We start from the raw sequence: 21,992 nt of genomic DNA on the forward strand, positions 1-21,992 counted from the left end.
GCGCGGCAATCGTCCTGCGCGCGCGGGCAGCGCGGGGCGAAGGCGCAGCCCGGCGGGCGATGGCGCGGATCGGGCACCTGGCCCGGGATCGCGGCGAGCCGGCGCTTGCGCCCGCTCGCGTCGCGCGCGCTCGTCAGGAGCGCCGAGCGCGGAGAGGCGGCGAAGAGCCCGCGGGTGTAGGGATGCGCCATGTGGCCGAAGACGTCGTCCGTGCGCCCGCTCTCCACGACGCGCCCGGCATACATCACCATCATGCGCTCGCAGGTCTCCTCTACGACGCCGAGATCGTGCGTGATCAGCACGAGCGCCATGCCCATCTCCGCCACGAGATCCTCCAGCAGGTCGAGGATCTGCGCCTGGATCGTCACGTCGAGCGCCGTCGTCGGCTCGTCGGCGATGAGCACGTCCGGCCCGCAGGCGAGGGCGATGGCGATGACGACGCGCTGGCGCTGCCCGCCCGAGAGCTGGTGCGGATAGAGGTCGAGCGAGAAGCGCGGGCCGGGCAGCCCCACGCGGTCGAGCAGCGCACGGGCGCGTGCGGCGGCCTGCGCCTTCGAGAGGCGCAGGTGCAGGATCAGGCTCTCGGCGATCTGCGCGCCGATGGTCTTGACCGGGTTGAGCGCCGTCATCGGCTCCTGGAAGACCATGGCGATGCGCCGCCCGCGGATCGCCTGCATCTCGCGCTCGGAGGTCGCCAGCAGGTCGCGCCCGTCGAGGCGGATCGCGCCCGACGCCCGTGCCGCGCCGGGCAGGAGCCCCATGATCGCGAGCGCCGTCATGGACTTGCCGCAGCCGGATTCGCCGACGATGCCGAGCTTCTCGCCACGGTCGAGGGCGAGGTCGACGCCCTCCAGGATCGGCGCGGCGCCGGCGAGCGCCGGGATCTCGACGCGCAGGTTCTCGATCTCGAGGAGCCGGCTCATCGCGCGCGCCTCACCTTGGGATCGAGCGCGTCGCGCAGGCCGTCGCCGAGCAGGTTGAGGCCGAGCACCGCGATGGTGATGGCGAGGCCGGGGAAGATCGCGAGCCAGGGTGCGGAATAGACGTAGGTCTGCGCGTCGAACAGCATCTTGCCCCAGGACGGCTGCGGCGGCTGGACGCCGAGCCCCACGTAGGAGAGCCCCGCCTCCGCCACGATGGCGAGCGCGAACTGGATCGTCGCCTGCACGACGAGCACCGCCGTGCAGTTCGGCAGCACGTGCTCGATCGTGATGGCGAGATCGCTCTTGCCGGCGCAGCGCGCGGCGAGCACGAAATCGCGCTTCCACAGCCCGAGCGCCGCCCCGCGGGTGAGCCGCGCGAAGACGGGGATGTTGAAGATGCCGATGGCGACGATGGCGTTCACCGCGCCCGGCCCGGCGAGCGCGGTGATGATCACGGCGGTCAGCAGCGCCGGGAAGGCGAAGGCGAGATCGGTCGAGCGCATCACGAGATCGTCGACGAGCCCGCCCCTGGCGGCGGCGAGCGCGCCGAGCGGCACGCCGATGCCGGCCCCCACCAGCACCGCGACGACGGCGACGACGATCGAGACCTGCGCGCCCGCCATGATCTGCGAGAGCACGTCGCGCCCGAAGAAGTCGGTGCCCAGCGGATGCGCGAGCGACGGTGGTTTCAGCTTGTTCAGGATGTTCAGCGCCGTCGGTTCCCAGGGCGTCCAGACGAGAGAGAGGAGCGCCATGCCGACGAAGACCGCCGTGACGACGAGCCCGACGACGAGGCTCGGGCTCGCCGCGGGGACGAGCCGCGCACGGGGCTTTCGGACCGCGCCGCTCATCGCGCGCCCCCTCGCGAGAGCCGCGGATCGAGCGCGGCGTAGGCGAGATCGACCACGAAGTTCACGACGATGACGGAGATGGCGAGCAGGGTGACGAGGCTCTGGACCGTGATCAGGTCGCGCTGGGCGATGGCCTGGAAGACGAGGCGCCCGAGCCCCGGCAGCGTGAAGACGTTCTCGATGATGATCGTCCCCGCGAGCAGGAAGGAGAACTGCAGGCCCATGACGGTGACGACGGGGATCAGCGCGTTGGGCACCGCGTGGCGCCACAGGGCGGCCTCGCCCGAGAGGCCCTTGGCGCGCGCCGTGCGGATGAAGTCCTCGCCCAGCGTCTCGATGACGGACGAGCGCGTCACCCGCGCGAGGATCGCAGCCTGCGGGAGCGCCAACGCCAGCGCCGGCAGGATCAGCGCCTCGAGCCCGGCGAGGAGCCCCGCCTCCCAGCCGGGAAACCCGGAGGCCGGCAGCCAGCCGAGCGTCAGCGAGAACAGGATGACGAGCATGAGCCCGAGCCAGAAGTTCGGCACCGCGACGCCCACCTGCGCGACGCCCATCGTCGCGACGTCCCCCGCCCGCCCGCGGCGCGAGGCGGCGTAGACGCCCACGGGGATCGCGATCAGCGTCGAGAGGACGAGCGCCATCACCGCGAGCGGGAGGCTCACCGCCGCGCGCTGCGCCACGAGGTCGGAGACGGGGACGGAATAGGTGTAGCTCGAGCCGAGATCGCCGACGAGGAAGCCGCCGATCCATTCGAGGTAGCGCCACACGACCGGCTGGTCGAGCCCCATCTCGGCCCTGAGCGCCGCCAGCGTGTCGGGCCGCGCGCCGGTGCCGAGGATGATCGCGGCGGGATCGCCGGGGAGCACGGCCATGGCCACGAACACGACGAGGCTCGCCGCGAGCGCGGTGAGCACGAGCGCGATCGTGCGGCCGAGGAGGTAGCGGGGCACGGGGTGGCGATCCTCTGCAAGGATGTCGTCCCGGACGCCGAAGGCGATCCGGGATCCGGAACACGAGAGGCCTGGTTCAGGGCGCGCGAGAACGCGTCCGTCCACGCCCCGCCGATGCGGGCGTTCGGTGGCCGCGGCGTCCGCACGCCGCTCCATCGAGCACCTGCGGTTCTGGGTCCCGGGTCCGCTTCGCGGCCCGGGATGACGGCGGAGGCGCTCCCTGACGACCGCCCCTCTCGTTTCACTGCGCCCAGCGCGCCTCGGTGGCGTCGTTCGCCGGGATCGGCTGGTTGGTCCACAGGCCCTCGATCTCGGCGCGCCAGACCCCGATCTTCGGCAGCGCGTAGAGGAACACCGCCGGCTGGTCCTCCGAGAGGATGCGCTGGAGCTCGCCCGCGATCTCGGCCTGCGCCTCCTGGTCCGTGGCGGCGAGATAGCGCTGGTAGGCCTCGCGGTAGGCCTCGCTCGCGTAGTTGAAGTAGTATTCGTCGCGCGCGAAGATATCGAGGTCGCGCGGCTCGGTGTGCGCCACGATCGTCGCGTCGAAGTCGTAGCCGCGGAACACCTGCTCCAGCCACTGTGCCCATTCGATCGGCACGAGCTCGACGTCGAGCCCCACCTGCTGGAGGTAGGCGGCGGCCACCTCGCCGCCGCGCCGGGCGTAGGCCGGGGGCGGCAGATGGATGGTGATCGACGCGCCCGCCGCGCCGGCCTCCTCGAGCAGCGCGCGGGCGCGCTCGGGATCGAAGGGATAGGCGTCGGAGAAGTCGACCCAGCCCGGGCTCGCCGGCGTGGCGAAGGAGCCGATCGGCGTGCCGAGCCCGTTCTGCACGGCGTCCACCATCGCGTCCTTGTCGATCGCGTGGGCGAGCGCGCGGCGCACGCGCACGTCGTCGAACGGCGCGCGGGAATTGTTCAGCGACAGGAGCACCTCGCCCTCCGTCGAGCCGATGGCGACGGTGAAGCGGTCGTCGGCCTCGAACTGCGCCAGCGCCTCGGGCGCGGGGAAGTTCGGGAAGGCGTCGAGGTCGCCGGCCAGCATCGCCGCGGTCGCGGCGGAGGGGTCCGAGATGAAGCGGATGACGAGGTTCTCGATCGCCGGCGCGTCGCCCCAATAGCCGTCGTAACGCGTCATCTCCACCCGGTCGCCCTGCACCCAGCGCTCGAACCGGTAGGGGCCGGTGCCGATCGGGTTCGTCTTGTTGGTCTCGGCCGTGCCCGGCGCCACCATGACGGCGTCGCCCCAGGCCATGTTGAACAGGAAGCGCGAGGAGGGCTGCTTCAGGGTCACCACCGCCGTGTACGGGTCGGGGCACTCGGTCGAGGCGATCGGCTCGAACAGGCCCTTCTGCGCGTTGGTCGAGTCGGGCGCGACCGCCCGGTCGTAGGAGAACTGCACGATCGCGCAGTCGAACGGCGTACCGTCGTGGAAGGTGACGCCCTCGCGCAGGTCGAACGTGTAGACGAGCCCGTCGTCGGAGACCTCCCAGCTCTCCGCCAGCGCCGGCACCACCGAGCCGTCGCCCGCGATCTGGACGAGGCCCTCGAACAGGTTGGCGTAGGTCACCTCGCGGATCGCCGCGGCGGCGCCCGCCGTCGGATCCAGCATCGGCGGCTCGAGCTGCATGCCCAGCCGCAGCGTATCGCGATCCTGCGCGAGCGCGCCGCCGGCGCCCAGCGCCAGCAGGCTCGCGGCGAGGGCGAGGGTGTTGAGACGCGAGGAACGCATCGGCCGATCTCCTTCCGGTATTCGTTGGCCGGCGGATGGCCGGCTGCGGCGGCATTCCGCCGAGACTGCGCCGACAATGCCCGAACCGCGGCCGTTCCCGCTAGCCGTCCGGCTCGTGCAGCCGCGCCCGACCATCCTGCGCGTCGCGCCACGAACGTCAATCGCGCGGGTTCACGGATACAGCCGCTCCCGCGTCCAGCCCCCGCCCTCCGCCGGCGTGAACACCACCCGGTCGTGCAGGCGGAACGGGCGGTCGGCCCAGAACTCGATGCGCATGGGCAGGATGCGGAAGCCCGTCCAGTGCGGCGGGCGGGGGATCTCGCCCACCGCGTACCGCGCCGCGTTGGTCGCCACCGCCTTCTCGAGCGCGAAGCGGCTCTCGAGCGGGCGCGACTGCCGGCTGGCCCAGGCGCCGATGCGGCTCTGGCGGGGGCGCGAGGCGAAGTAGGCATCGGCCTCCGCGTCGGTCACGCGCTCGACCGCGCCGCGCACGCGCACCTGCCGGCGCAGGCTCTTCCAGTGCAGGCACAGCGCCGCCTGCGGGTTGGCCGCGAGCTCCCGGCCCTTCTGCGATTCGGTGTTCGTGTAGAACACGAACCCGCGGGTGTCCCACCCCTTCAGCAGCACCATGCGCACGTTGGGCAGCCCGCTCGCGTCCGCGGTGGCGAGCGCGATGGCGTTGGGGTCCTCCGGCTCGGAGGCCTGCGCCTCGGAAAACCAGGTCTCGAACAGGGCGTAGGGCTCGTCCGCCTGCGTGAAGTCACCAGCCGTTAACTCGTCCACGATTCACTCTCCGGGCCAGGAGCATCGTCTCCGTGCGCCGTCGCGGGCGCCGGGAGCGATGCGGGACACGAGCATCCGGCACGGCGTGCCGGACGGCCGCGCGAGAAGGACCCGACATGCCCCTCCCGCACGGGGTCTCTTGCCGACATGATAGGGCGAAACCGCGTCGCGTCACAGGCGCGGCGCGCGCCTTCTCGGTCGCGGGGACATTGTGGCTCGGCGCCTGCGCGGGCCCGGGGCCCCTCGCCACGCTCGTGCCCGGCGGGACGACGGCGGAGCCGCTGGCCACGGGCTCCATCGCCGCCGCGTCGACGGGGCGCGACCTCACGCTCGGGCTCGGCGGTGCGGCCTTCGTCCGGGCCAGCGTCGCGCTGGCGGACGCGCTCGACCCGATGGGCGGCGGCGCGGACGTCGCCTGGAACGATCCCGAGCGCGACGTGCGCGGCACGATCGCCGCAGCGGGACCGCCGCGCGTCGAGGGAGCGCTCGTCTGCCGGCGCTTCGTCGCGCGCACGCTCTACGCCGCGGGCGGCGCGCCGGCCGCCGAGGCCGTCCGCCACGAGGGCCGCGCCTGCCGCATCGCCGCGCGGACGTGGCGGATCGAGGAGGCCGTCCGGGCCGTGGACGATGGGGAAGACGAGCCAGAGGGCGCGGCGCCGGCCGGGCTGCCGATCGATCTCCTGCCCCGACCCTCCGGGTGATTGCGCAGGCGCCGGGGCGCACAGTTGCGCGCGCGCAACACCTCTCCCATATCGTTCCGCAGGGGCGGGGCCGCGCCGGCCGCGCCCCCCGAAGCCCGACGACCCGAGCCGCACGACCAACCAGCCGAAACCCGATCAGGTACGAGCGATGCGCGATCCCTACGACGTCCTCGGCGTGTCCCGCCAGGCGAGCGAGGCCGAGATCAAGAAGGCCTTCCGCAAGCTCGCCAAGGAGCACCACCCCGACCAGAGCAAGGACCCCAAGGCGGGGGCCAAGTTCGCCGAGCTGAACGCGGCCTACGAGATCCTGGGCGACGCCGACAAGCGCAAGCAGTTCGACCGCGGCGAGATCGACGCCGAGGGCAAGCCCCGCTTCCGCGGCTTCGAGGGCTTCGGCGGCGGCGCGCGCGGCGCGGGGGCCGGCGCGGGGGCGCACGGTTTCGAGGGGTTCGAGGGCTTCGCCCGGGCGCGCGGCGCCGGGGCGGGGGCGGGCGAGGACCTGTTCTCGCAGATCTTCGGCGAGGCCTTCCGCCAGGCGGAGGCCCGCGGCACGGGCTCCGGGCCAGGCGGCTTCGGCGGCTTTTCGGGAGCCCGCGGACCGGGCGCGGGCGCGAGCGCCGGCCGGCGCGCATCCGCCAAGGGCGAGGATCTCGAGGCGACGATGAGCGTCACGCTCGAGGAGATCGCGGCGGGCGCGACGAAGCGCGTGAAGCTCCCCACCGGCCGCGAGGTCGAGGTGATGGTGCCCAAGGGCGTCTCCGACGGCCAGGTGATCCGCCTGCGCGGGCTGGGCCGCTCGAGCCCGCTCGGCGAGCCCGGCGACGTGATGCTCACCGTCCAGATCGCCCCGCACGAGCGCTTCGTGATGGAGGGCGCCGACCTGCGCGTGCGCATCCCCGTCCCCCTCGAGGACGCGATCCTCGGCGCCTCGGTGCGCGTGCCGACCCTCGGCGGCGCGGTCGAGATGAAGATCCCGCCGATGTCGTCGGGCGGCCGCACCTTCCGCCTGCGCGGCAAGGGCCTGCCGACCAAGACCGCCACCGGCGATCTGCTCGCGGTCCTGGAGATCCGCCTGCCGGAGGAGCCGGACGAGGCGCTGATGGAGTACGCGCGCAGGAAGAAGGGGGTGAAGGCGTAGCCTCCTCCCGCACCCCCTCCCCTCCCCCTCCCCCACCTCCCCATTGGACGACCACCCCGGCTACCGCAACGTTCGCGCGTGAACGGCGATTGGCGCTTTCCTGTGGCCGCCCGGTCGGCTAAAGAAGCCGCGCAGACGGCCCGGGGGGCTCCAACTAGTCGGGTGTTTCATGGCGGACGAGACCACCGCCGGCATTCTCGCCGGGAAGCGCGGATTGATCATGGGCGTGGCGAACAACCGCTCCATCGCGTGGGGCATCGCCAAGGCCGCGCATCAGCAGGGTGCGAAGCTCGCCTTCACGTACCAGGGCGACGCGCTCAAGAAGCGGGTCGCGCCGCTCGCGGCCGAGCTCGACGCCGCGCTCGTCGGGCATTGCGACGTCACCGACGCGGCGACGATCGACGCCGTGTTCGAGGAGACCGGCCGGGCGCTCGGCACGATCGACTTCGTCGTCCACGCCATCGCCTTCTCCGACAAGGACGAGCTGACCGGCCGCTACGTCGACACGAGCGAGGCGAACTTCACCCGCTCGCTGGCGATCTCCTGCTATTCCTTCACGGCGATCGCCCAGCGGGCCGAGAAGCTGATGCCGAACGGCGGGTCGCTGCTGACCCTCACCTACTACGGCGCCGAGAAGTGGATGCCGCACTACAACGTCATGGGCGTCGCCAAGGCCGCCCTCGAGGCGTCCGTGCGCTACATGGCGGCCGACCTCGGGCCGCAGAACATCCGCGTCAACGCGCTGTCGGCGGGCCCGATCAAGACGCTGGCGGGCTCCGCCATCGGCGATTTCCGCTACATCCTCAAGTGGAACGCCTACAATTCGCCGCTCCGCCGCAACACCACGATCGAGGAGGTCGGCGAGACGGCGGCCTTCCTCCTGTCGGACATGTCGCGCGGCATCACCGGCGAGACGGTCCACGTCGATTCGGGCTACCACATCGTCGGCATGAAGAACCCGGACGCGCCGGACATCGCGCTCGACAAGGACTGAGGCGCGCCGGACGCCGGCAGGGCGGCCGAGACCAGGGGAGCACGCGCGGTGGCGGGACCCGTCCTCTACTACGTCCGCCACGGCGAGACGGACTGGAACGCGCAAGGCCGCCTGCAGGGCGGGCAGGACACCGAGCTGAACGCGCTCGGGCGCGTCCAGGCCGAGGCGGCCGGGCGCATCCTGCGCGGGCTCGTGCGCGGAGACCCGGCCGGGCTCGACTACGTCGCCTCGCCCATGCGCCGCACCCGCGCCACGATGGAGATCCTGCGCGGCACGCTGGGCCTGCCGCGGGAGGACTACCGGCTCGACCCGCGCCTCGTCGAGATCTCCTTCGGCGCCTGGGAGGGCCGGACCTGGCCCGAGCTGCGCGATTACGATCCCGAGGGCGCCGCGGCCCGCGAGGCCGACAAGTGGGGCTACGTCCCGCCCGGCGGCGAGAGCTACGCCATGCTGGCCGAGCGCCTCGCCCCCGTGGCCGCGCAGATCATGCGCGACACGGTGATGGTCGCCCACGGCGGCGTCGCCCGCGCGCTGCTGACCCTGATCGCCGGTGCCCCGCCCGAGCGCGCGCCGCACTACGACATCTGGCAGGGACGCGTGCTGGTGGTGCAGGACGGGCACTGGCGCTGGGTGTGAGCGGCGGGCGCGGATCATCCCCCTTCCGCCTCGCCGGAAAACCCCATACATCCGGCCCATGGCGCTCCCTCCCCTCCTCACCCTCCAAGACGTCGCCCTCACCTTCGGCGGCACGCCGCTGATCACGAAGGCGGAGCTGTCCGTCGCGGCGGGCGAGCGCGTGGCGCTCGTCGGGCGCAACGGTTCGGGCAAGTCGACGCTCCTCAAGATCGCGGCGGGGCTGATCCAGGCGGATGGAGGCCGGCGGTTCGTGCAGCCGGGCGCCACGATCCGCTACCTGCCCCAGGAGCCGGACTTCTCCGGCTTCGAGACCGTGCTCGCCTATGTCGAGGCGGGGCTGGCGGAGGGCGATGACCCGTACCGGGCGCGTTACCTGCTCGAGGAACTCGGCATGACCGGCGAGGAGCCGACCGCAAGCCTCTCGGGCGGCGAATCGCGCCGGGCCGCGCTCGCCCGCACGCTCGCCCCCTCCCCCGACATCCTGCTCCTCGACGAGCCGACGAACCACCTCGACCTGCCCGCGATCGAATGGCTCGAGACCGAGCTGAAGGCCCTGCGCGGCGCGCTCGTGCTGATCAGCCACGACCGGCGCTTCCTCGAGACGCTGTCGAAGGCCACCGTCTGGCTCGATCGCGGCGTGACGCGGCGGATGGAGGAGGGGTTTTCCGGCTTCGAGGCCTGGCGCGACGCGGTGCTCGAGGAGGAGGAGCGCGACCGCCAGAAGCTCGCCCGCAAGATCGCCGCGGAAGAGGACTGGATGCGCTACGGCGTCACCGCGCGGCGCAAGCGCAACATGCGCCGCGTCGGGCTCCTGCAGGACATGCGCCGGCAGCTGCGCGAGGAGCGCCGCGCCGTCGGCCAGGTGCAGATGACGGCGTCGGAGGGCGAGACCTCCTCGAAGATCGTGATCGAGGCGAAGGGCGTCTCCAAGGCCTATGGCGGCCGCGACGTGGTGAAGGACGTCTCGATCCGCATCGCGCGCGGCGACCGGCTCGGGATCGTCGGGCCCAACGGGGCGGGCAAGACGACGCTGCTCAACATGCTCACCGGCGCGCTCGCGCCCGACGCGGGATCGGTGACGCTCGGCGCCACGCTCGAAATGGTCACCCTCGACCAGCGCCGCGAGAGCCTCGACCCGAGCTGGACGCTGGCGGAGGCGATGACAGGCGGGCGGGGCGACCACGTCATGGTCGGCGGGCAGCCGAAGCACGTGGCGAGCTACATGAAGGACTTCCTGTTCTCGCCCGAGCAGGTGCGCACGCCCTTGCGCGTTCTCTCCGGCGGCGAGCGCGGGCGGCTGATGCTGGCTCGCGCGCTGGCCAAGCCCTCGAACCTCCTCGTCCTCGACGAGCCGACGAACGACCTCGACCTAGAGACGCTCGATCTGCTGGAGGAGCTGATCGCCGACTATGCCGGCACGCTGATCCTGATCAGTCACGACCGCGACTTCCTCGACCGGGTCGTGACCTCGACGCTGGTGGCGGAGGGCGACGGGCGCTTCGTCGAGTATGCCGGCGGCTACTCGGACATGGTCGCCCAGCGCGGGCACGGGATCGGCCCGCGCACGGTCTCGCCGGCGCCGAAGCCGGTTCCGGTCAAGGCGGCGGCAGTCAAGCCGGCCGCGGCGCGGGACGACGCGCCGCGCGAGAGGAAGCGCAAGCTGTCGGGCAGCGAGAAGCACCAGCTCGAGACCCTGCCGGGCCTGATGGCCGCGCTCGAGCGCGACATCGCGAAGCTCCAGGGCGCCCTCGACGACCCGGACCTCTACGGGCGCGACCCGGCCCGCTTCGAGAAGCTCACGACGCTGATGAGCAACGCCCAGGCGAAGCTCGCGCAGAGCGAGGAGCGCTGGCTCGAGCTGGAGATGCTGCGGGAGGAGCTGGAGGGGTGAGGCGGGGCGCGGAGTGCGCGCGACGAATCATCTGACTGCTTGCAGCACGCAAAAATTACATTATCGTCGACATACGGCGCTGCTACTGCGTTACGCGTATGTCAGGCGAGGGGGCGTTGCCGACACTCGAGGGTGGCGATCGAGCCAGTTTAACTTTTCTATTGACAAGATAGAGTCGAGGGCCCATATTGCCTCGCAACACTCATCCGTCGAAGGAGATCGAGGGGGTTCTCCAGGAGCTGGAGGCTCTGGGATGGACCGTGGTCAAGGCGCACGGGCATGCGTGGGGCCTGCTCCGGTGCCCGGCGAACAGCCGAGAATGCCGTTCGAGCCGCTTCTGTCAGATGTCTGTATGGTCGACGCCCAGACATCCTCAACGGCATGCCAGGAACCTGAGGCAGGCCCTCGCGTGCATCGCGATCGAAGAGGGATAGGATCGATGGCGGACCAGTTCGAGTTCGAGCTCGTTTTCGGGCTCCCGGACGGCGATCATGACGCGGTCGAGATCTCAAACGTCATCTTCGAGGCGGGCTTCGAGGATGCGCTGGTCGGCACGGGCATCCGTGGCCTGCTCGGCGTTGAGATCGAGGCGGAGGGCGACGACGCCGAGCGCGTGATACTCGATGCAGCCCGCCGCTTGATCAAGGTGCTGCCGACGGGGACAACGCTGCGCGAGGTCCGGCCCGATCTGGTCAGCCTCGCGGATGTCGCCGAGAAGCTGAACGTGAAGCGGCAGGCGCTGCAGCAGCGGGACATGCCGTTACCCAGCCTCGGCGGCCTCTATCGAATCGACGAGATCGCCGCTGCTCTGGATGATGCGATGAAGCCCGCCCAGGGGAAGCGGCGCCCCCGCTTCGCCGTCGCGCCGATCGAGAAGTGGCTTCGCGCAGGCTACGCTGCCCGGCGGCTGAATGCGAAGCTGACCACGGACGAACTCGACCCGCACACGATCGAGTTCGTCACGACACGGGTGGAGCCGCCCCGGCGCCGGGCGATCTGAGCGCAGCCTTTGGGCCGGGGGCCGGCGAGCCACGCCTCCCCGGCACGCGGCGGTCACGCACGAGAGGACCGCGCACAAAAAACGCCGCTCCATGGCGGCGTGGGGATCGGTCAGTCGTCGCGGTGGACGCGTTCGTTGCGCTCGTGGCGCTCCTGCGCCTCGAGCGATAGCGTCGCGATCGGTCGGGCCTCGAGGCGCTTCAAGGAGATCGGCTCGCCGGTCTCCTCGCAATAGCCGTAGGACCCGTCCTCGATGCGCGAGAGCGCCGCGTCGATCTTGGCGATGAGCTTGCGCTGGCGATCGCGGGCGCGCAGCTCGATGGCGCGATCGGTCTCCGAGGAGGCGCGATCGGCGATGTCCGGGTGGTTCTCGTTCTCGCTCTGGAGCGTCGCGAGGGTCTCCGACGACTCGCGGATGATGTCCTGCTTCCACTGGAGCAGCTTGCGCCGGAAGTACTCGCGCTGGCGCTCGTTCATGAAGGGTTCGTCCTCGGTCGGACGGTACCCTTGGTCGATGAGGGTGTTCGACATGTCGGACCTTCTCGCTGCCGCCGCGCCCGAGGCTGCACACTTCGAACCCGCCCTCGGGCGCGGCTCCTTATAGCGGAGCGGCCGCAGCGGGACAATCGACAAAAGCCGTGGATTTTCGGCGGCAATCGAGAGGTTTGCGCTGCACGGAGCCGCGACATGCGGCGTTCAACCGATTCGCATCGCGCATTCGCCAGGAATCGGCGTCAGCGGCTCAGGCGCGCGCGCCGCGACCGTCGCGGGCCGCGAGCTTGGCGATCTCGACCTCGGCGCGCAGCTCGATCTGGGAGAGGATGGCGTCGAGGACCGGGTCCCCGCTCGCCTCGCGGCGCTCCGCGAGGCGGGATGCGACGCGCTTCATCTCCTCGGGCGGCACCCGCCCGCCGAGGATCGCGGCCTTGAGCCGGTCGAGATCGTCGAGCATGTCCTGCCCACGCCGCGCCGCCCGCCGGCGGCGCTCTGCCGGGTCCTCCTCGCCCTGGAGCGCCAGGATGGCGTCGAGGCTCGTGGTGGGGCCGACCGACGAGGTGCGCGGGCCGGACGCGGTGCTCGGCCCCTCGTCGGCGACGGAGAAGCTCGTGCCGCCCTCGCGGCGGCGCGTTCCCGAGACCGACGCCAACGGCACGCCGGGCTTGCCCTCGATGCGCATGATCCACCCTCCGCTCCCGCCGACGCTGCGCAGGATGGCGCGATCATGGTTAACGAAGGATTGACGGCCCGGCAGGAGCTGCCCGGCCCGGGACGATCCTGCCGTGCCCGCACGGGACCCGTGCCGCGCGCCGGAGCGCCGAGCCCTTGCGCCGCTTGGGTTTCGGGTGTGGCACGGGCTTCGCGAGTGGAGAGGCGTCCAGGAGGAGGACACCATGGTCCCGTCGGCCCCGCGTCTCGCCGCTCTCCGTCTCGCAGCGCTGCGTCTCGTCCGCGGCGCGGTCGCCGCGCTCACGGCGCTGGCGATCGTGCTGCCGCCCGTCCCGGCGGCGGCGGACGCGGTGCGCCCGCTCACCACGCTGTCGCGGATCAAGGATCTCGCCGACGTCGAGGGCGTGCGGCAGAACCAGCTCGTGGGCTACGGCCTCGTCGTGGGCCTCAACGGCACCGGCGACGGGCTCAACAACTCCCCCTTCACCCGCCAGTCGCTCACCGCGATGCTCGAGCGGCTCGGCGTCAACACCCGCGGGCAGAACCTGCGCACCGCGAACGTCGCGGCGGTGATGGTGACGGCGAACCTCCCCGCCTTCTCCACGCAGGGCACCCGGCTCGACGTCACCGTCTCGGCGCTCGGCGACGCCTCCTCCCTCCAGGGTGGCACGCTGCTCGTGACGCCGCTGCTCGGCGCCGACGGCGAGGTCTACGCGGTGGCGCAGGGCCCCGTCGCCATCGCCGGCTTCGCGGCGCAGGGCGAGGCCGCCTCGATCACGCAGGGTGTCCCGACGGTGGGGCGTATCGCCAACGGTGCGCTGATCGAGCGCGAGATCGAGTTCGCGCTCGACGCCCAGCGCGGCCTGCGGCTCGCCCTGCGCAACCCGGACTTCACCACCGCCCGGCGCATCGCGGCGGCGATCAACGCGTTCCTGGGCGGTGCCGTGGCCGAGCCGATCAACCCCTCCTCGGTCGCGATCGTGATGCCGCAGAACTACCCCGGCAACATCGTCTCGCTGCTCACCGACATCGAGCAGCTGCGCGTCGAGCCGGACCAGCCCGCCCGCGTGGTCATCGACGAGCGCTCGGGCATCATCGTCATGGGCCGCGACGTTCGGGTCTCCACCGTGGCCGTGGCGCAGGGGAACCTCACCGTCACGATCAGCGAGCAGCCCCAGGTCGCACAGCCCGACCCGCTCTCGCTCGGCGAGACGGTCGTCGTGCCGCGCACCGGCGTGCAGGTCGATGCCGACGGCGACCAGCGCCTCACCATCGTCGACACCGGCGTGTCGCTGCGCGAGCTGGTCGACGGGCTCAACGCGCTGGGCGTCGGCCCGCGCGACCTCATCGCCATCCTCCAGGCCATCAAGGCGGCGGGCGCGCTCCAGGCCGAGATCGAGGTGATGTGATGAACCCGACGCTGTCCGCCTACGCCGCGACCCAGACGAGCCTCGCCGGGAGGCTCGAGACGGCGCGCTCCGGGCTCGCCGACGCCGCCTCCCCCGAGCGCGCCTCCCGCGCCCGCGAGACCGCCCGCGAGTTCGAGGCGATGATGCTCGAGGAGATGCTCGGGCGCGTCTTCGAGAGCGTCGGCGAGGTCGGCCTGTTCGGCGAGGCCGGGCCGGGCGCCGGAATGTACCAGTCGATGCTCGTGAAGGAATACGCCGGCAAGATCGCCGAGCGCGGCGGGCTCGGGCTCGCCGACGGTGTCTACGCCGAGATCCTCAAGCTGCAGGAGAGCGCCTGAGATGTGGGCCGATCAACAGGACAAGCCGCCCGAGCCCGTGCCGCACGTCGGCACGAAGGCGGCCGCGGAAGCGCTCGTCGCGGAGGTGCGGGCGGTCATGCAGGAGCTCGAGAAGCTGCTCGAGGTAGAGACCGCGCACGTGCGCGCCGGGCGCATCCGCGACGGCCTCGCCCAGGAGGCGCGCAAGAGTGCGCTGACCTCGCGCTACGTCCTGTGCCTGGAGGCGCTCAAGGCGAACGCGATCGCGCTCGCGCGCTTCGTGCCGGACGCGCTGGAGCGGCTCAAGGCCGAGCACGACTCCTTCCAGCGCACGATCGAGACGAACCAGATCGTGCTCGCCACCGCCCGCGCGGTCTCGGAGGGGCTGGTGCGCTCGCTCTCCGGAGAGCTCGGCGGCGGCGCGACGGCCGCCGGCTACGGGCCGGGCGGTGCGCGGCCGGCGGGCGGCGGCTACGGCGCGCCGGTGGCGAGCGGCAACGGCTCGCTCGTCCTCTCCAGGAGCCTTTGACCCGCGAGGCGCCCGTGAGCGAAATCGCCGCGGCGTTTACCCTTTCCTTAAACCTCCGATTCAGCGGCGCGCTCTAATGTCGACGACGGCCGGGAGGCCGTTTGGACAGGAGGTCCGTCATGGACGTCGGCAGCGTGCAGAAGACGCCCGCCGTCGCGAGCGCGCGGCAGGCGGCGAGCCAGACCGTCGTCGCCGCGGTGCAGAGGCCCGACACGGCGACGCCGGCACGGCCGGTCGCGACCGAGCTCGACCCCTCGCGCAGCGTCAGCCAGATCGCGGAGAGCGAGGCCGTGCGGCTCGACACGAGCCCAGGGGCCGAGGATCGGGCCGCGCTCGACGCGGCGATGAAGCGCGTGCTCGCGCGGCGCACCGACATCGACGAGGCGACCCGCGCCGTGGTGACGCGCACCGTCGACACGGATTCTGGCGAGGTCGTGGATCAGGTGCCGGCCGAGATGCTGCTCAAGCTGCGCGCCTACATCCGGGGCACCGAGCCGAGCTCCGCCTGAGCAGCGGCAGACGCCGGGCGCGCCGGCACTCGCGTGACGGAGGGGACGATCGCTCAGGCCGCCGCCTGGCCCCGGAGCCCGGCGGCGATGTCGACGTTGATGGACACGAGGATGTCGAGGCGCTCGGCCGCCGGCTTCTCGTAGATCTCGTCCATGCGCCGGAACACGAAGACGCCGAGGCTCGCGAGGTTGCCCTTGAGCTCGATCGGCAGCGGGTTCGACTGGTCCACGATCGAGGGCAGGAAGACCGACCAGATCCGCTTGTTGTAGTCCAGCGCCTCCTCGCGCAGCTCCGGCTCGGAGAAGCGCTCGCGGGCGGCCTGGAGCTTCGCGGCCGCGCGCATGAAGAGGTTGGCCTCCAGCTCGCGCTGGTCGACCGTCGCCGTCTTCGCCGTGCTGGCGTAGGCCTGGGCGGCGTTGTTCATTCCTGTAACCCCCGGACTGCGTGTCACGAAGATCGTGATCGATCGATGTTAAGGTCGGGTTGCCGTCGGCTCTCGGTGTCGAGCATTCCTCACGCGGCCTGCGCGTGGGCGATGATCGAGCTCTCCCAGGCGATCAGCTTGCGGCAGATCTTGAGCGCGCCGTAGAGGTTCTGCGTCACGAAGCGCTCGGTGATCGCCTCGAGGAAGCGCTTCGTGCTCGGCGCCGCGCCGACGATCTCGGCCGCGAGCGCCTGGAACGCGGGCGCGGCCTCCTCGAAGGTGAGCTCCTCGAGATAGACCCGCTCGATGACGAGGTAGAGCTTCTTGCAGACCGTGTCCGCCTGCTCGGGCGTGATCACGTCCTTGCAGCGCAGGATCGGCGCGCGACCGTCGACGACGAAGGTCGTGCGCGTGGGCCCGTTGGTGAGGGCCACCTTGCCGATGATGATCCGTTCGTTCGGCTTGAGCTCGATGCGCAGCGCCATCTCGGCCTCCGTGGGATCCGCCTCCAGGAGCTTACGGGCGACGTGGTTAAGCAATGCTTAAACGACGAGCGCCGCACCCCTCGCGGGGCGCGGCGCGCGATCTCGGCTCCGTTCGGCGATCAGAACAGTCGCAGGACCGACTGGTCGCGCTGGGAGGCCAGCGCCAGCGCCGTCTGGGCGATCTGGTTGCGGGTGTTGAGCGAGGTCAGCTTGGCGCCCTCCTCGTTCAGGTCCGCGAGCGTCCAGTCGTCCGCGCCGGAGCGCAGCGTGTTGATCATGTTGGAGGTGAACTCCTGGCGCGCCGTGACGATGGCGTTGTTGGCGCCCAGACGGCTCGCCTCGGAGCGCAGCGTCGTGATCGCCGTGCGGATCGAGGTGAGGGCCGACGCGATGTTGGCGTTGCCCGCCGTCGACGTCGTGTCGGCGTTCGACCAGGAGCCGACGGCACCCGTCGTGACGCCCAGCGTCGCGGCGTTGAGGACCGTGCCGCTGTTGACCGAGAGGGCCAGCGAGGCGGTGGTGTCGTTGGCGTCGAAGCGGACGTTGAGCGTGCCGCCGTTGAGCAGGTTGACGCCGCCGTAGCCGGAGTTCCGCATCAGGTCGTCGACCTGCCGGATGATCTCGTTGAACTGCGTCTGGAGCGTGTTGCGCACCGCGCCGTCCTGCTCGGCCGCCGCCTGGTTCGCGAGGCCCTGCGCGGTCTCGAAGAGCTTCTTCATGCCCTCGATGCCCGCATTGGCCGCGGAGATCGTCCGCGTCGCCTGCTGCATCGAGTCCTGCAGGCCGGCGAGGTCGTTCGACCGATCGCGCAGGCCCGCCGCCGAGAAGAAGGCCAGCGGGTTGTCGATGGCCGAGTTGACCTTCAGGCCCGTGGCCAGGCGCTGCTCGGCCTGGTTCGCAGCCTGGGTGGTCTGCTGGATGGTGAGCAGCGTGTTACGGATGCCCGAGGAAAGTGCGATCTGCATGACGAACTCCTTCTGTGTCGTCGACGAGGCTCTTCTAGCCTCAGGCGCAGATTGGCTCGGGACCCGTAAAGGACCGGTTCAAGAACGTGCCTAACGCAGATTAAGACTTGGGCGGACCAACGAAAAAGGCCCGCGCGAGGCGGGCCTTCGAGATACCGGTGAACGAATGCTTGCGACGAACGTCGCACGTCACGCGATCAGGCGGAGATGCGCCGCATCACGGCGGCGACGTCGACGACGAGGTCGTCCGGGTGGTCCCCCGGCTCGCGCCTGCGGTTCATGCCCAGGAAGGCCGTGCGCCCGCGGCGCGTGCCGTCCCAGTCGGACGCGCAGATCGGCTCGACCCCGTGGCGCTCGAGGTCGATGACGTTGAGATAGATCGAGAAGAGCTCGTCGGAGAGGACGACGTCGCTCGCCCCGAGCAGCGTCGCCTCGCGCAGGGCCGCGTCCATCGCCGCGAGCGAGAGCAGCTCGTGCATCGTGCTCTCGGCGACGACGGAGTGGGCGTAGGCCCTCAGCCGCCGGCAGAGATACCAGGCCTTCTCCCAGGCGCGCGCGCCCAGCAGCATGTGGACGGCGACGTGCATGCGGTCGATGACGAAGGCGTCGAGCCGGCGCAGCGCCTCGCTCCAGTCCGCGTCCGGCTCAGCGTCGCGGGCGCGGCCGAGCAGGAACTCGAGCCCGCCGCGATACATGTCCCAGCCGCTCGCGGTCTCGCTGTTGCCCTGGTGCTTGCCGTGGCGCGAGATGCCCGTGACGATCGCGTGAGGGCGGTCGGAGAATACGACCCGCCCGGCCTCGACGGCGCGCGCGAGCGTCACGAAGAAGTGGTACGCTGTCTGGTCTGCGGGTCCGATGATCTCGGGCACGAGATCCGTGCGGATCGCGAAGACTTCCGGGAAGATGCGCTTCTCGAGCACGAGCTCGATCGCCCGGCGATAGTCGCCCCGCGCGATCTCGACGGGGCCGTCGAGCGTGTAGGCGGTACCCATGATCTTGTTGCGCTCGCGCTCGTTCATCACGAACCACGGCGCCTGGACCATGACGAGCTCGGGATCGGCGTCGAACATGGCGACGTATGCCGCGACGCTCTCGGGAATGAGCAGGTCGTCGTCGCCCGTCGTCACCACGATGCGCCCGGCCGCGTGGCGATGCCCGTAGTAGAAGTTGCCGAGATAGCCGAGGTTCTTCGGCTGCGTCACGCAGCGCACGCGCGGGCTCTTCTCGCACCAGCGCGCGATGACGGCCTTGGTCGCCTCGCCCGAGTCGTTGTCGCAGACGAGGATCTCGTAGTCGAGGCCGGCGGCGTCGAAGTGCGAGACGTGGTGCTTGAGGCAGGTATCGAGATAGGTCGGCCGCTCCCAGGTGGGCAGCAGGATCGTCAGGTCCGGCCGCTCCCCGTCCCGTGCCGTCCGCGCCGCCGGCGTGCTCTCGCGCGTCTTCATCGGCGGATCTCCCCGGCCGTCAGCCGCCGGATGCGGCGAGGCCCGCCTGCATCTCGTCGAGCGTGTTCATGAGGTGCACCGTGTAGGACAGCTTCGCGAGCTCGCAGGCGAGCGCGTAGCGGTCCCAGGTCTCGAAGTCGGCGAGCAGGCGGGCGCGATCGGGCTGGAGCCGCGCGTGCGGCGGCTTGCCCTCGCGGGCGACGCGGTGGCGGTCGAGCTCGATGAGGAGATCGACGAGCTCGGCGGCGAGGGCCGGGACCTCCCAGGCGGAGAGGACCTCGCGCAGCCGCATCTCCTCGGGCTCGACGAGAGCGGGCCGCACCTTCGTCGGGTCGTCGAGGACCGGCACCGGGAAGGAGGCGATGGCGTCGATGTCGGGGATGAAGCGGGCACGGGCGCAGTCGACGGTGATGCGCTTGTAGCGGAAGTCGACGCCGGCCCAGGCCTCGAACTCGGGAAGCCCGCGCGCCTCGCCGAGCCCGAACAGGTCGAGGTCGACCAGGATCGGGGCGTCGAGCACGGTGGTATGCCCGGTCAGGTGGTTGAAGCGGTGGAAGGCGCGGGCCGTCCACTCGTTGTTGCGCATCGTGAAGGAGAGGTCCGTCATGTCCCCGCGCTTCACCCGGTTGTCGCGCTTGTACTGGTGCCAGATCGAGCGGCGCGGCGCGGCATAGATGTCCCAGCCGTGCGTGAACAGGCGCAGCGCGTAGCTCACCTCCTCCGTCGAGAAGGCCGCGTAGGGGTCGTAGGGGATCTCGGAGATCAGCCGGCCCGGCGCGAACAGGCAGCCCGCGAGCAGGAAGGGCATGCGCACATAGCGCTCGAGCGGTTTCGGCAGCCAAAGCCCGGTGAAGCGCAGCGCGCCGCTCGGCTCGAAGCCGTCGGTGCGCAGCACGCCGGGGAAGAGATCGGAGAGCGTGTCGCCCGGCGTCAGGTAGGGCGGCGGCGCGGAGGCGAGGACGCTGTTCTCGGACGGGCAGCCGGCGAGGTCGCCGATCAGGATCTCGTCCCAGCCCGGCTCGAAGCGCATGTGCGAATCGATCTGGAGGAAGTAGTCCTCGCCGCGCCAGAGCGCCTGCGCCAGGAAGCGCGCCCAGCACACGCCGAGTCCGTCGCGCCAATGGACACGCACCTCGCGGACCTGGCCGGCGCGCGCCGGCTCCGGCGCGAGGTAGGCCGCGTCCTCGACGGGATCGTGCTGGCGGATCAGCCCGACATGGATGCGCTCGGGCCGGGCCGCCTTCTCGAAAAGGTCGACGAGCGTCTTCTGGCACTCGGGGTCTCGGAAGGACACGACCGAGACGAAGATGCGCCCGGTCCCCCAGCCCGCGTCGAAGGCCTCGGGATCGGCGGGCGCGCGCAGCGCCCGCGCCTCCTCGTACTGCGCCTGCAGGGCGGGATCGTCCAGCGGGTGAGCGAGGTCGAGCGACATCATGCGGTCTCCTTCGTCTCGCCCGGCGTTCCGCCGCGGCGGGCGCGCCCGATCAGCCGAACAGCCGCAGGACCGACTGGTCGCGCTGGGAGGCCAGCGCCAGCGCCGTCTGGGCGATCTGGTTGCGGGTGTTGAGCGAGGTCAGCTTGGCGCCCTCCTCGTTCAGGTCCGCGAGCGTCCAGTCGTCCGCGCCGGCGCGCAGCGTGTTGATCATGTTCTCGGTGAATTCCTGGCGCGTCGTGATGATCGCGTTGTTGGCGCCCAGACGGCTCGCCTCCGAGCGCAGGGTCGTGATCGCCGAGCGGATCGAGGTGAGCGCCTGGTTGATCGCCACGTTGCCCGCGGTCGACGTCGTGTCGGCGTTCGACCAGCTGCCGACGGCGCCGGTCGTGACGCCCAGCGTCGCGGCGTTGAGCACCGTGCCGCTGTTGACGGTGAGCGCCAGCGAGGCGGTGGTGTCGTTGGCGTCGAAGCGGACGTTGAGCGTGCCGCCGTTGAGCAGGTTGACGCCGCCGTAGCCGGAGTTCCGCATCAGGTCGTCGACCTGCCGGATGATCTCGTTGAACTGCGTCTGGAGCGTGTTGCGCACCGCGCCGTCCTGCTCGGCCGCCGCCTGGTTCGCGAGGCCCTGCGCGGTCTCGAAGAGCTTCTTCATGCCCTCGATGCCCGCATTGGCCGCGGAGATCGTCCGCGTCGCCTGCTGCATCGAGTCCTGCAGGCCGGCGAGGTCGTTCGACCGATCGCGCAAGCCCGCCGCCGTGAAGAAGGCGAGCGGGTTGTCGATCGCCGAGTTGACCTTGAGGCCCGTGGCGAGACGCTGCTCGGACATGGTCGCCGACCGCGTCGTCCGCTGGATCGTCAGAAGGGTGTCGCGGATACCCGCGGACAGAGCAACTTGAGACATCGGCGCACCTCGAAGACGCACGGAAGGGCTATTTCCATTAAGGTTGACCGAAATGGTAAAGATTCCGTTTAGCGACGCATTCGATTCACCATGCCCGTCGCTTTCCTGCGGCCGGCCCGGCTCAGCCGCAGAAGGCGCGCGCGTTCGGGGTCCAGGCGCCCATGCCGCTCGAGACCATGTGGCGGATCACGGCGCAGACGTAGCGCTTCTGCGCCGGCGTGTTGCGCGGGCCGGCGTGGTAGCGCGCCACCGCCAGCGTCCAGGAGCCGTGGCGGGCGCGCAGTCGCTTGAGGAAGAGCGCCGCGTAGGTGACGTTCTTGGTCGGATCGAGCATGTCGCCGACGGTGTCGAACTCCTGCCCGTGCCAATAATGGTTGATCTGCATGCAGCCGAGATCGATCAGCTTGACGCCGGCCGCGCGCGAGCGCTCGAACTCCGCGAGCGCGGCCTCGCGGCTCTCCCCGAAGAACGAGCGCCCGCCGATGTTGAGCGCGTAGGGGTGCAGGTTGCCGCGCCGGCCCGTCTCGGTGAGGCCGACCGCGAACAGGACGGCCAGCGGCACGTCGTGCGCGGCCGCCGCGCGGATCATCTCCGCCTCGCAGATGTTCTCCTCCGCCCGCGCGAGGGAGGCGTCAGAGATAGACCCCGCCGTCAGCGTCGCCGCCGCGACGAGGATGAGAAGCGCTCGGCGCATCATCGTCGGATCTCCTCTCCAGGGTGAAGCCCTCGGGTCCGGCACCGCCGCCCTCCCCGCGGGCCCGGCCGTCGGCGGAGCCGCCGCTCGCCTGCCCGCCGGCGTGGCCGTCGCCC

The 21,992-nt window shown here is 71.2% G+C and carries 24 protein-coding genes; 10 read left to right on the forward strand and 14 right to left on the reverse strand.

Features of this window, described 5'->3' with window-relative positions; genetic code table 11:
* The 5 genes from ACTZWW_RS20220 to pdxH all read right to left on the reverse strand — a co-directional run.
* Nucleotides 1–923, reverse strand: a 923-nt coding sequence (locus tag ACTZWW_RS20220; protein WP_444782771.1) for an ABC transporter ATP-binding protein, incomplete at its 3' end; no start/stop codon positions are given.
* Nucleotides 920–1,774: an ABC transporter permease gene (locus tag ACTZWW_RS20225; RefSeq protein ID WP_444782772.1), complete on the reverse strand. Its 855-nt coding sequence runs from the start codon at nt 1,772–1,774 to the stop codon at nt 920–922. The genes ACTZWW_RS20220 and ACTZWW_RS20225, both read right to left, overlap by 4 nt.
* The gene (locus tag ACTZWW_RS20230) at nt 1,771–2,724 is read right to left on the reverse strand and encodes an ABC transporter permease (protein WP_444782773.1); all 954 of its coding nucleotides are present in this window, start codon (nt 2,722–2,724) and stop codon (nt 1,771–1,773) included. The genes ACTZWW_RS20225 and ACTZWW_RS20230 overlap by 4 nt, the downstream gene beginning before the upstream one ends.
* A 241-nt stretch (nt 2,725–2,965) precedes the next feature.
* Nucleotides 2,966–4,453, reverse strand: coding sequence for an ABC transporter substrate-binding protein (locus ACTZWW_RS20235; RefSeq protein ID WP_444782774.1), 1,488 nt, complete (start codon nt 4,451–4,453; stop codon nt 2,966–2,968).
* 171 nt (nt 4,454–4,624) lie between these two features.
* Nucleotides 4,625–5,236: a pyridoxamine 5'-phosphate oxidase gene (gene pdxH / locus ACTZWW_RS20240; protein WP_444782775.1), complete on the reverse strand. Its 612-nt coding sequence runs from the start codon at nt 5,234–5,236 to the stop codon at nt 4,625–4,627.
* Nucleotides 5,237–5,445: 209 nt separating this feature from the next.
* Between pdxH and ACTZWW_RS20245 the strand changes: the two genes are divergently transcribed.
* The 6 genes from ACTZWW_RS20245 to ACTZWW_RS20270 all read left to right on the forward strand — a co-directional run bounded on the left by ACTZWW_RS20245 (nt 5,446) and on the right by ACTZWW_RS20270 (nt 11,596).
* A complete protein-coding gene (locus tag ACTZWW_RS20245) occupies nt 5,446–5,937 on the forward strand; it encodes a hypothetical protein (protein WP_444782776.1) in 492 nt (163 codons plus the stop codon).
* A gap of 148 nt (nt 5,938–6,085) precedes the next feature.
* On the forward strand, nt 6,086–7,075 hold the full coding sequence (locus tag ACTZWW_RS20250; protein ID WP_444782777.1) for a DnaJ C-terminal domain-containing protein: 990 nt from the start codon (nt 6,086–6,088) through the stop codon (nt 7,073–7,075).
* Nucleotides 7,076–7,244: 169 nt separating this feature from the next.
* Complete coding sequence (gene fabI, locus ACTZWW_RS20255; protein ID WP_444782778.1) at nt 7,245–8,069, forward strand: enoyl-ACP reductase FabI; 825 nt, start codon at nt 7,245–7,247, stop codon at nt 8,067–8,069.
* Nucleotides 8,070–8,117: 48 nt separating this feature from the next.
* On the forward strand, nt 8,118–8,705 hold the full coding sequence (locus ACTZWW_RS20260) for a histidine phosphatase family protein (RefSeq protein WP_444782779.1): 588 nt from the start codon (nt 8,118–8,120) through the stop codon (nt 8,703–8,705).
* Between the two features lie 58 nt (nt 8,706–8,763).
* Nucleotides 8,764–10,596, forward strand: coding sequence for an ABC-F family ATP-binding cassette domain-containing protein (locus ACTZWW_RS20265; RefSeq protein WP_444782780.1), 1,833 nt, complete (start codon nt 8,764–8,766; stop codon nt 10,594–10,596).
* A gap of 439 nt (nt 10,597–11,035) precedes the next feature.
* Nucleotides 11,036–11,596, forward strand: a complete 561-nt coding sequence (locus ACTZWW_RS20270; protein WP_444782781.1) for a hypothetical protein — start codon at nt 11,036–11,038, stop codon at nt 11,594–11,596.
* A 110-nt stretch (nt 11,597–11,706) separates the two neighbouring features.
* Here ACTZWW_RS20270 and dksA read toward each other — a convergent pair whose 3' ends face one another.
* Nucleotides 11,707–12,126: an RNA polymerase-binding protein DksA gene (gene dksA / locus ACTZWW_RS20275; protein ID WP_029031665.1), complete on the reverse strand. Its 420-nt coding sequence runs from the start codon at nt 12,124–12,126 to the stop codon at nt 11,707–11,709.
* A 211-nt stretch (nt 12,127–12,337) separates the two neighbouring features.
* On the reverse strand, nt 12,338–12,772 hold the full coding sequence (locus ACTZWW_RS20280) for a flagellar assembly protein FliX (RefSeq protein WP_444782782.1): 435 nt from the start codon (nt 12,770–12,772) through the stop codon (nt 12,338–12,340).
* A gap of 214 nt (nt 12,773–12,986) precedes the next feature.
* On the opposite strand from ACTZWW_RS20280, the gene ACTZWW_RS20285 reads away from it, so the two are divergent.
* From ACTZWW_RS20285 to ACTZWW_RS20300, 4 genes are all read left to right on the forward strand, one after another.
* Nucleotides 12,987–14,171, forward strand: coding sequence for a flagellar basal body P-ring protein FlgI (locus ACTZWW_RS20285; RefSeq protein ID WP_444782783.1), 1,185 nt, complete (start codon nt 12,987–12,989; stop codon nt 14,169–14,171).
* Entirely contained in the window at nt 14,171–14,509 is a 339-nt protein-coding gene (locus ACTZWW_RS20290; protein ID WP_444782784.1) for a rod-binding protein, read from the forward strand. Before ACTZWW_RS20285 ends, ACTZWW_RS20290 begins: the two co-directional genes overlap by 1 nt.
* Nucleotide 14,510: 1 nt before the next feature.
* Nucleotides 14,511–15,017 (forward strand): hypothetical protein, encoded by a 507-nt coding sequence (locus ACTZWW_RS20295; RefSeq protein ID WP_444782785.1) that lies wholly within the window; start codon nt 14,511–14,513, stop codon nt 15,015–15,017.
* Between the two features lie 119 nt (nt 15,018–15,136).
* On the forward strand, nt 15,137–15,526 hold the full coding sequence (locus tag ACTZWW_RS20300) for a hypothetical protein (protein ID WP_444782786.1): 390 nt from the start codon (nt 15,137–15,139) through the stop codon (nt 15,524–15,526).
* 53 nt (nt 15,527–15,579) lie between these two features.
* Here ACTZWW_RS20300 and flaF read toward each other — a convergent pair whose 3' ends face one another.
* The 7 genes from flaF to ACTZWW_RS20335 form a co-directional block, all read right to left on the reverse strand.
* Complete coding sequence (flaF, locus tag ACTZWW_RS20305; RefSeq protein WP_444782787.1) at nt 15,580–15,951, reverse strand: flagellar biosynthesis regulator FlaF; 372 nt, start codon at nt 15,949–15,951, stop codon at nt 15,580–15,582.
* An 89-nt stretch (nt 15,952–16,040) separates the two neighbouring features.
* Nucleotides 16,041–16,436 (reverse strand): flagellar biosynthesis repressor FlbT, encoded by a 396-nt coding sequence (locus tag ACTZWW_RS20310; RefSeq protein WP_444782788.1) that lies wholly within the window; start codon nt 16,434–16,436, stop codon nt 16,041–16,043.
* 119 nt (nt 16,437–16,555) lie between these two features.
* A complete protein-coding gene (locus ACTZWW_RS20315; protein WP_444782789.1) occupies nt 16,556–17,401 on the reverse strand; it encodes a flagellin N-terminal helical domain-containing protein in 846 nt (281 codons plus the stop codon).
* Between the two features lie 197 nt (nt 17,402–17,598).
* A complete protein-coding gene (locus ACTZWW_RS20320; protein ID WP_444782790.1) occupies nt 17,599–18,846 on the reverse strand; it encodes a glycosyltransferase family 2 protein in 1,248 nt (415 codons plus the stop codon).
* Between the two features lie 19 nt (nt 18,847–18,865).
* Nucleotides 18,866–20,281: a GlcNAc-transferase family protein gene (locus ACTZWW_RS20325; RefSeq protein WP_444782791.1), complete on the reverse strand. Its 1,416-nt coding sequence runs from the start codon at nt 20,279–20,281 to the stop codon at nt 18,866–18,868.
* A gap of 49 nt (nt 20,282–20,330) precedes the next feature.
* On the reverse strand, nt 20,331–21,182 hold the full coding sequence (locus ACTZWW_RS20330) for a flagellin N-terminal helical domain-containing protein (RefSeq protein ID WP_444782792.1): 852 nt from the start codon (nt 21,180–21,182) through the stop codon (nt 20,331–20,333).
* 121 nt (nt 21,183–21,303) lie between these two features.
* A complete protein-coding gene (locus tag ACTZWW_RS20335) occupies nt 21,304–21,876 on the reverse strand; it encodes a transglycosylase SLT domain-containing protein (RefSeq protein WP_444782793.1) in 573 nt (190 codons plus the stop codon).
* Between the last annotated feature and the right edge of the window lie 116 nt (nt 21,877–21,992).

The sequence above is a fragment of the Salinarimonas sp. NSM genome, assembly GCF_052380005.1.
Classification (GTDB): Bacteria; Pseudomonadota; Alphaproteobacteria; order Rhizobiales; family Beijerinckiaceae; genus Salinarimonas.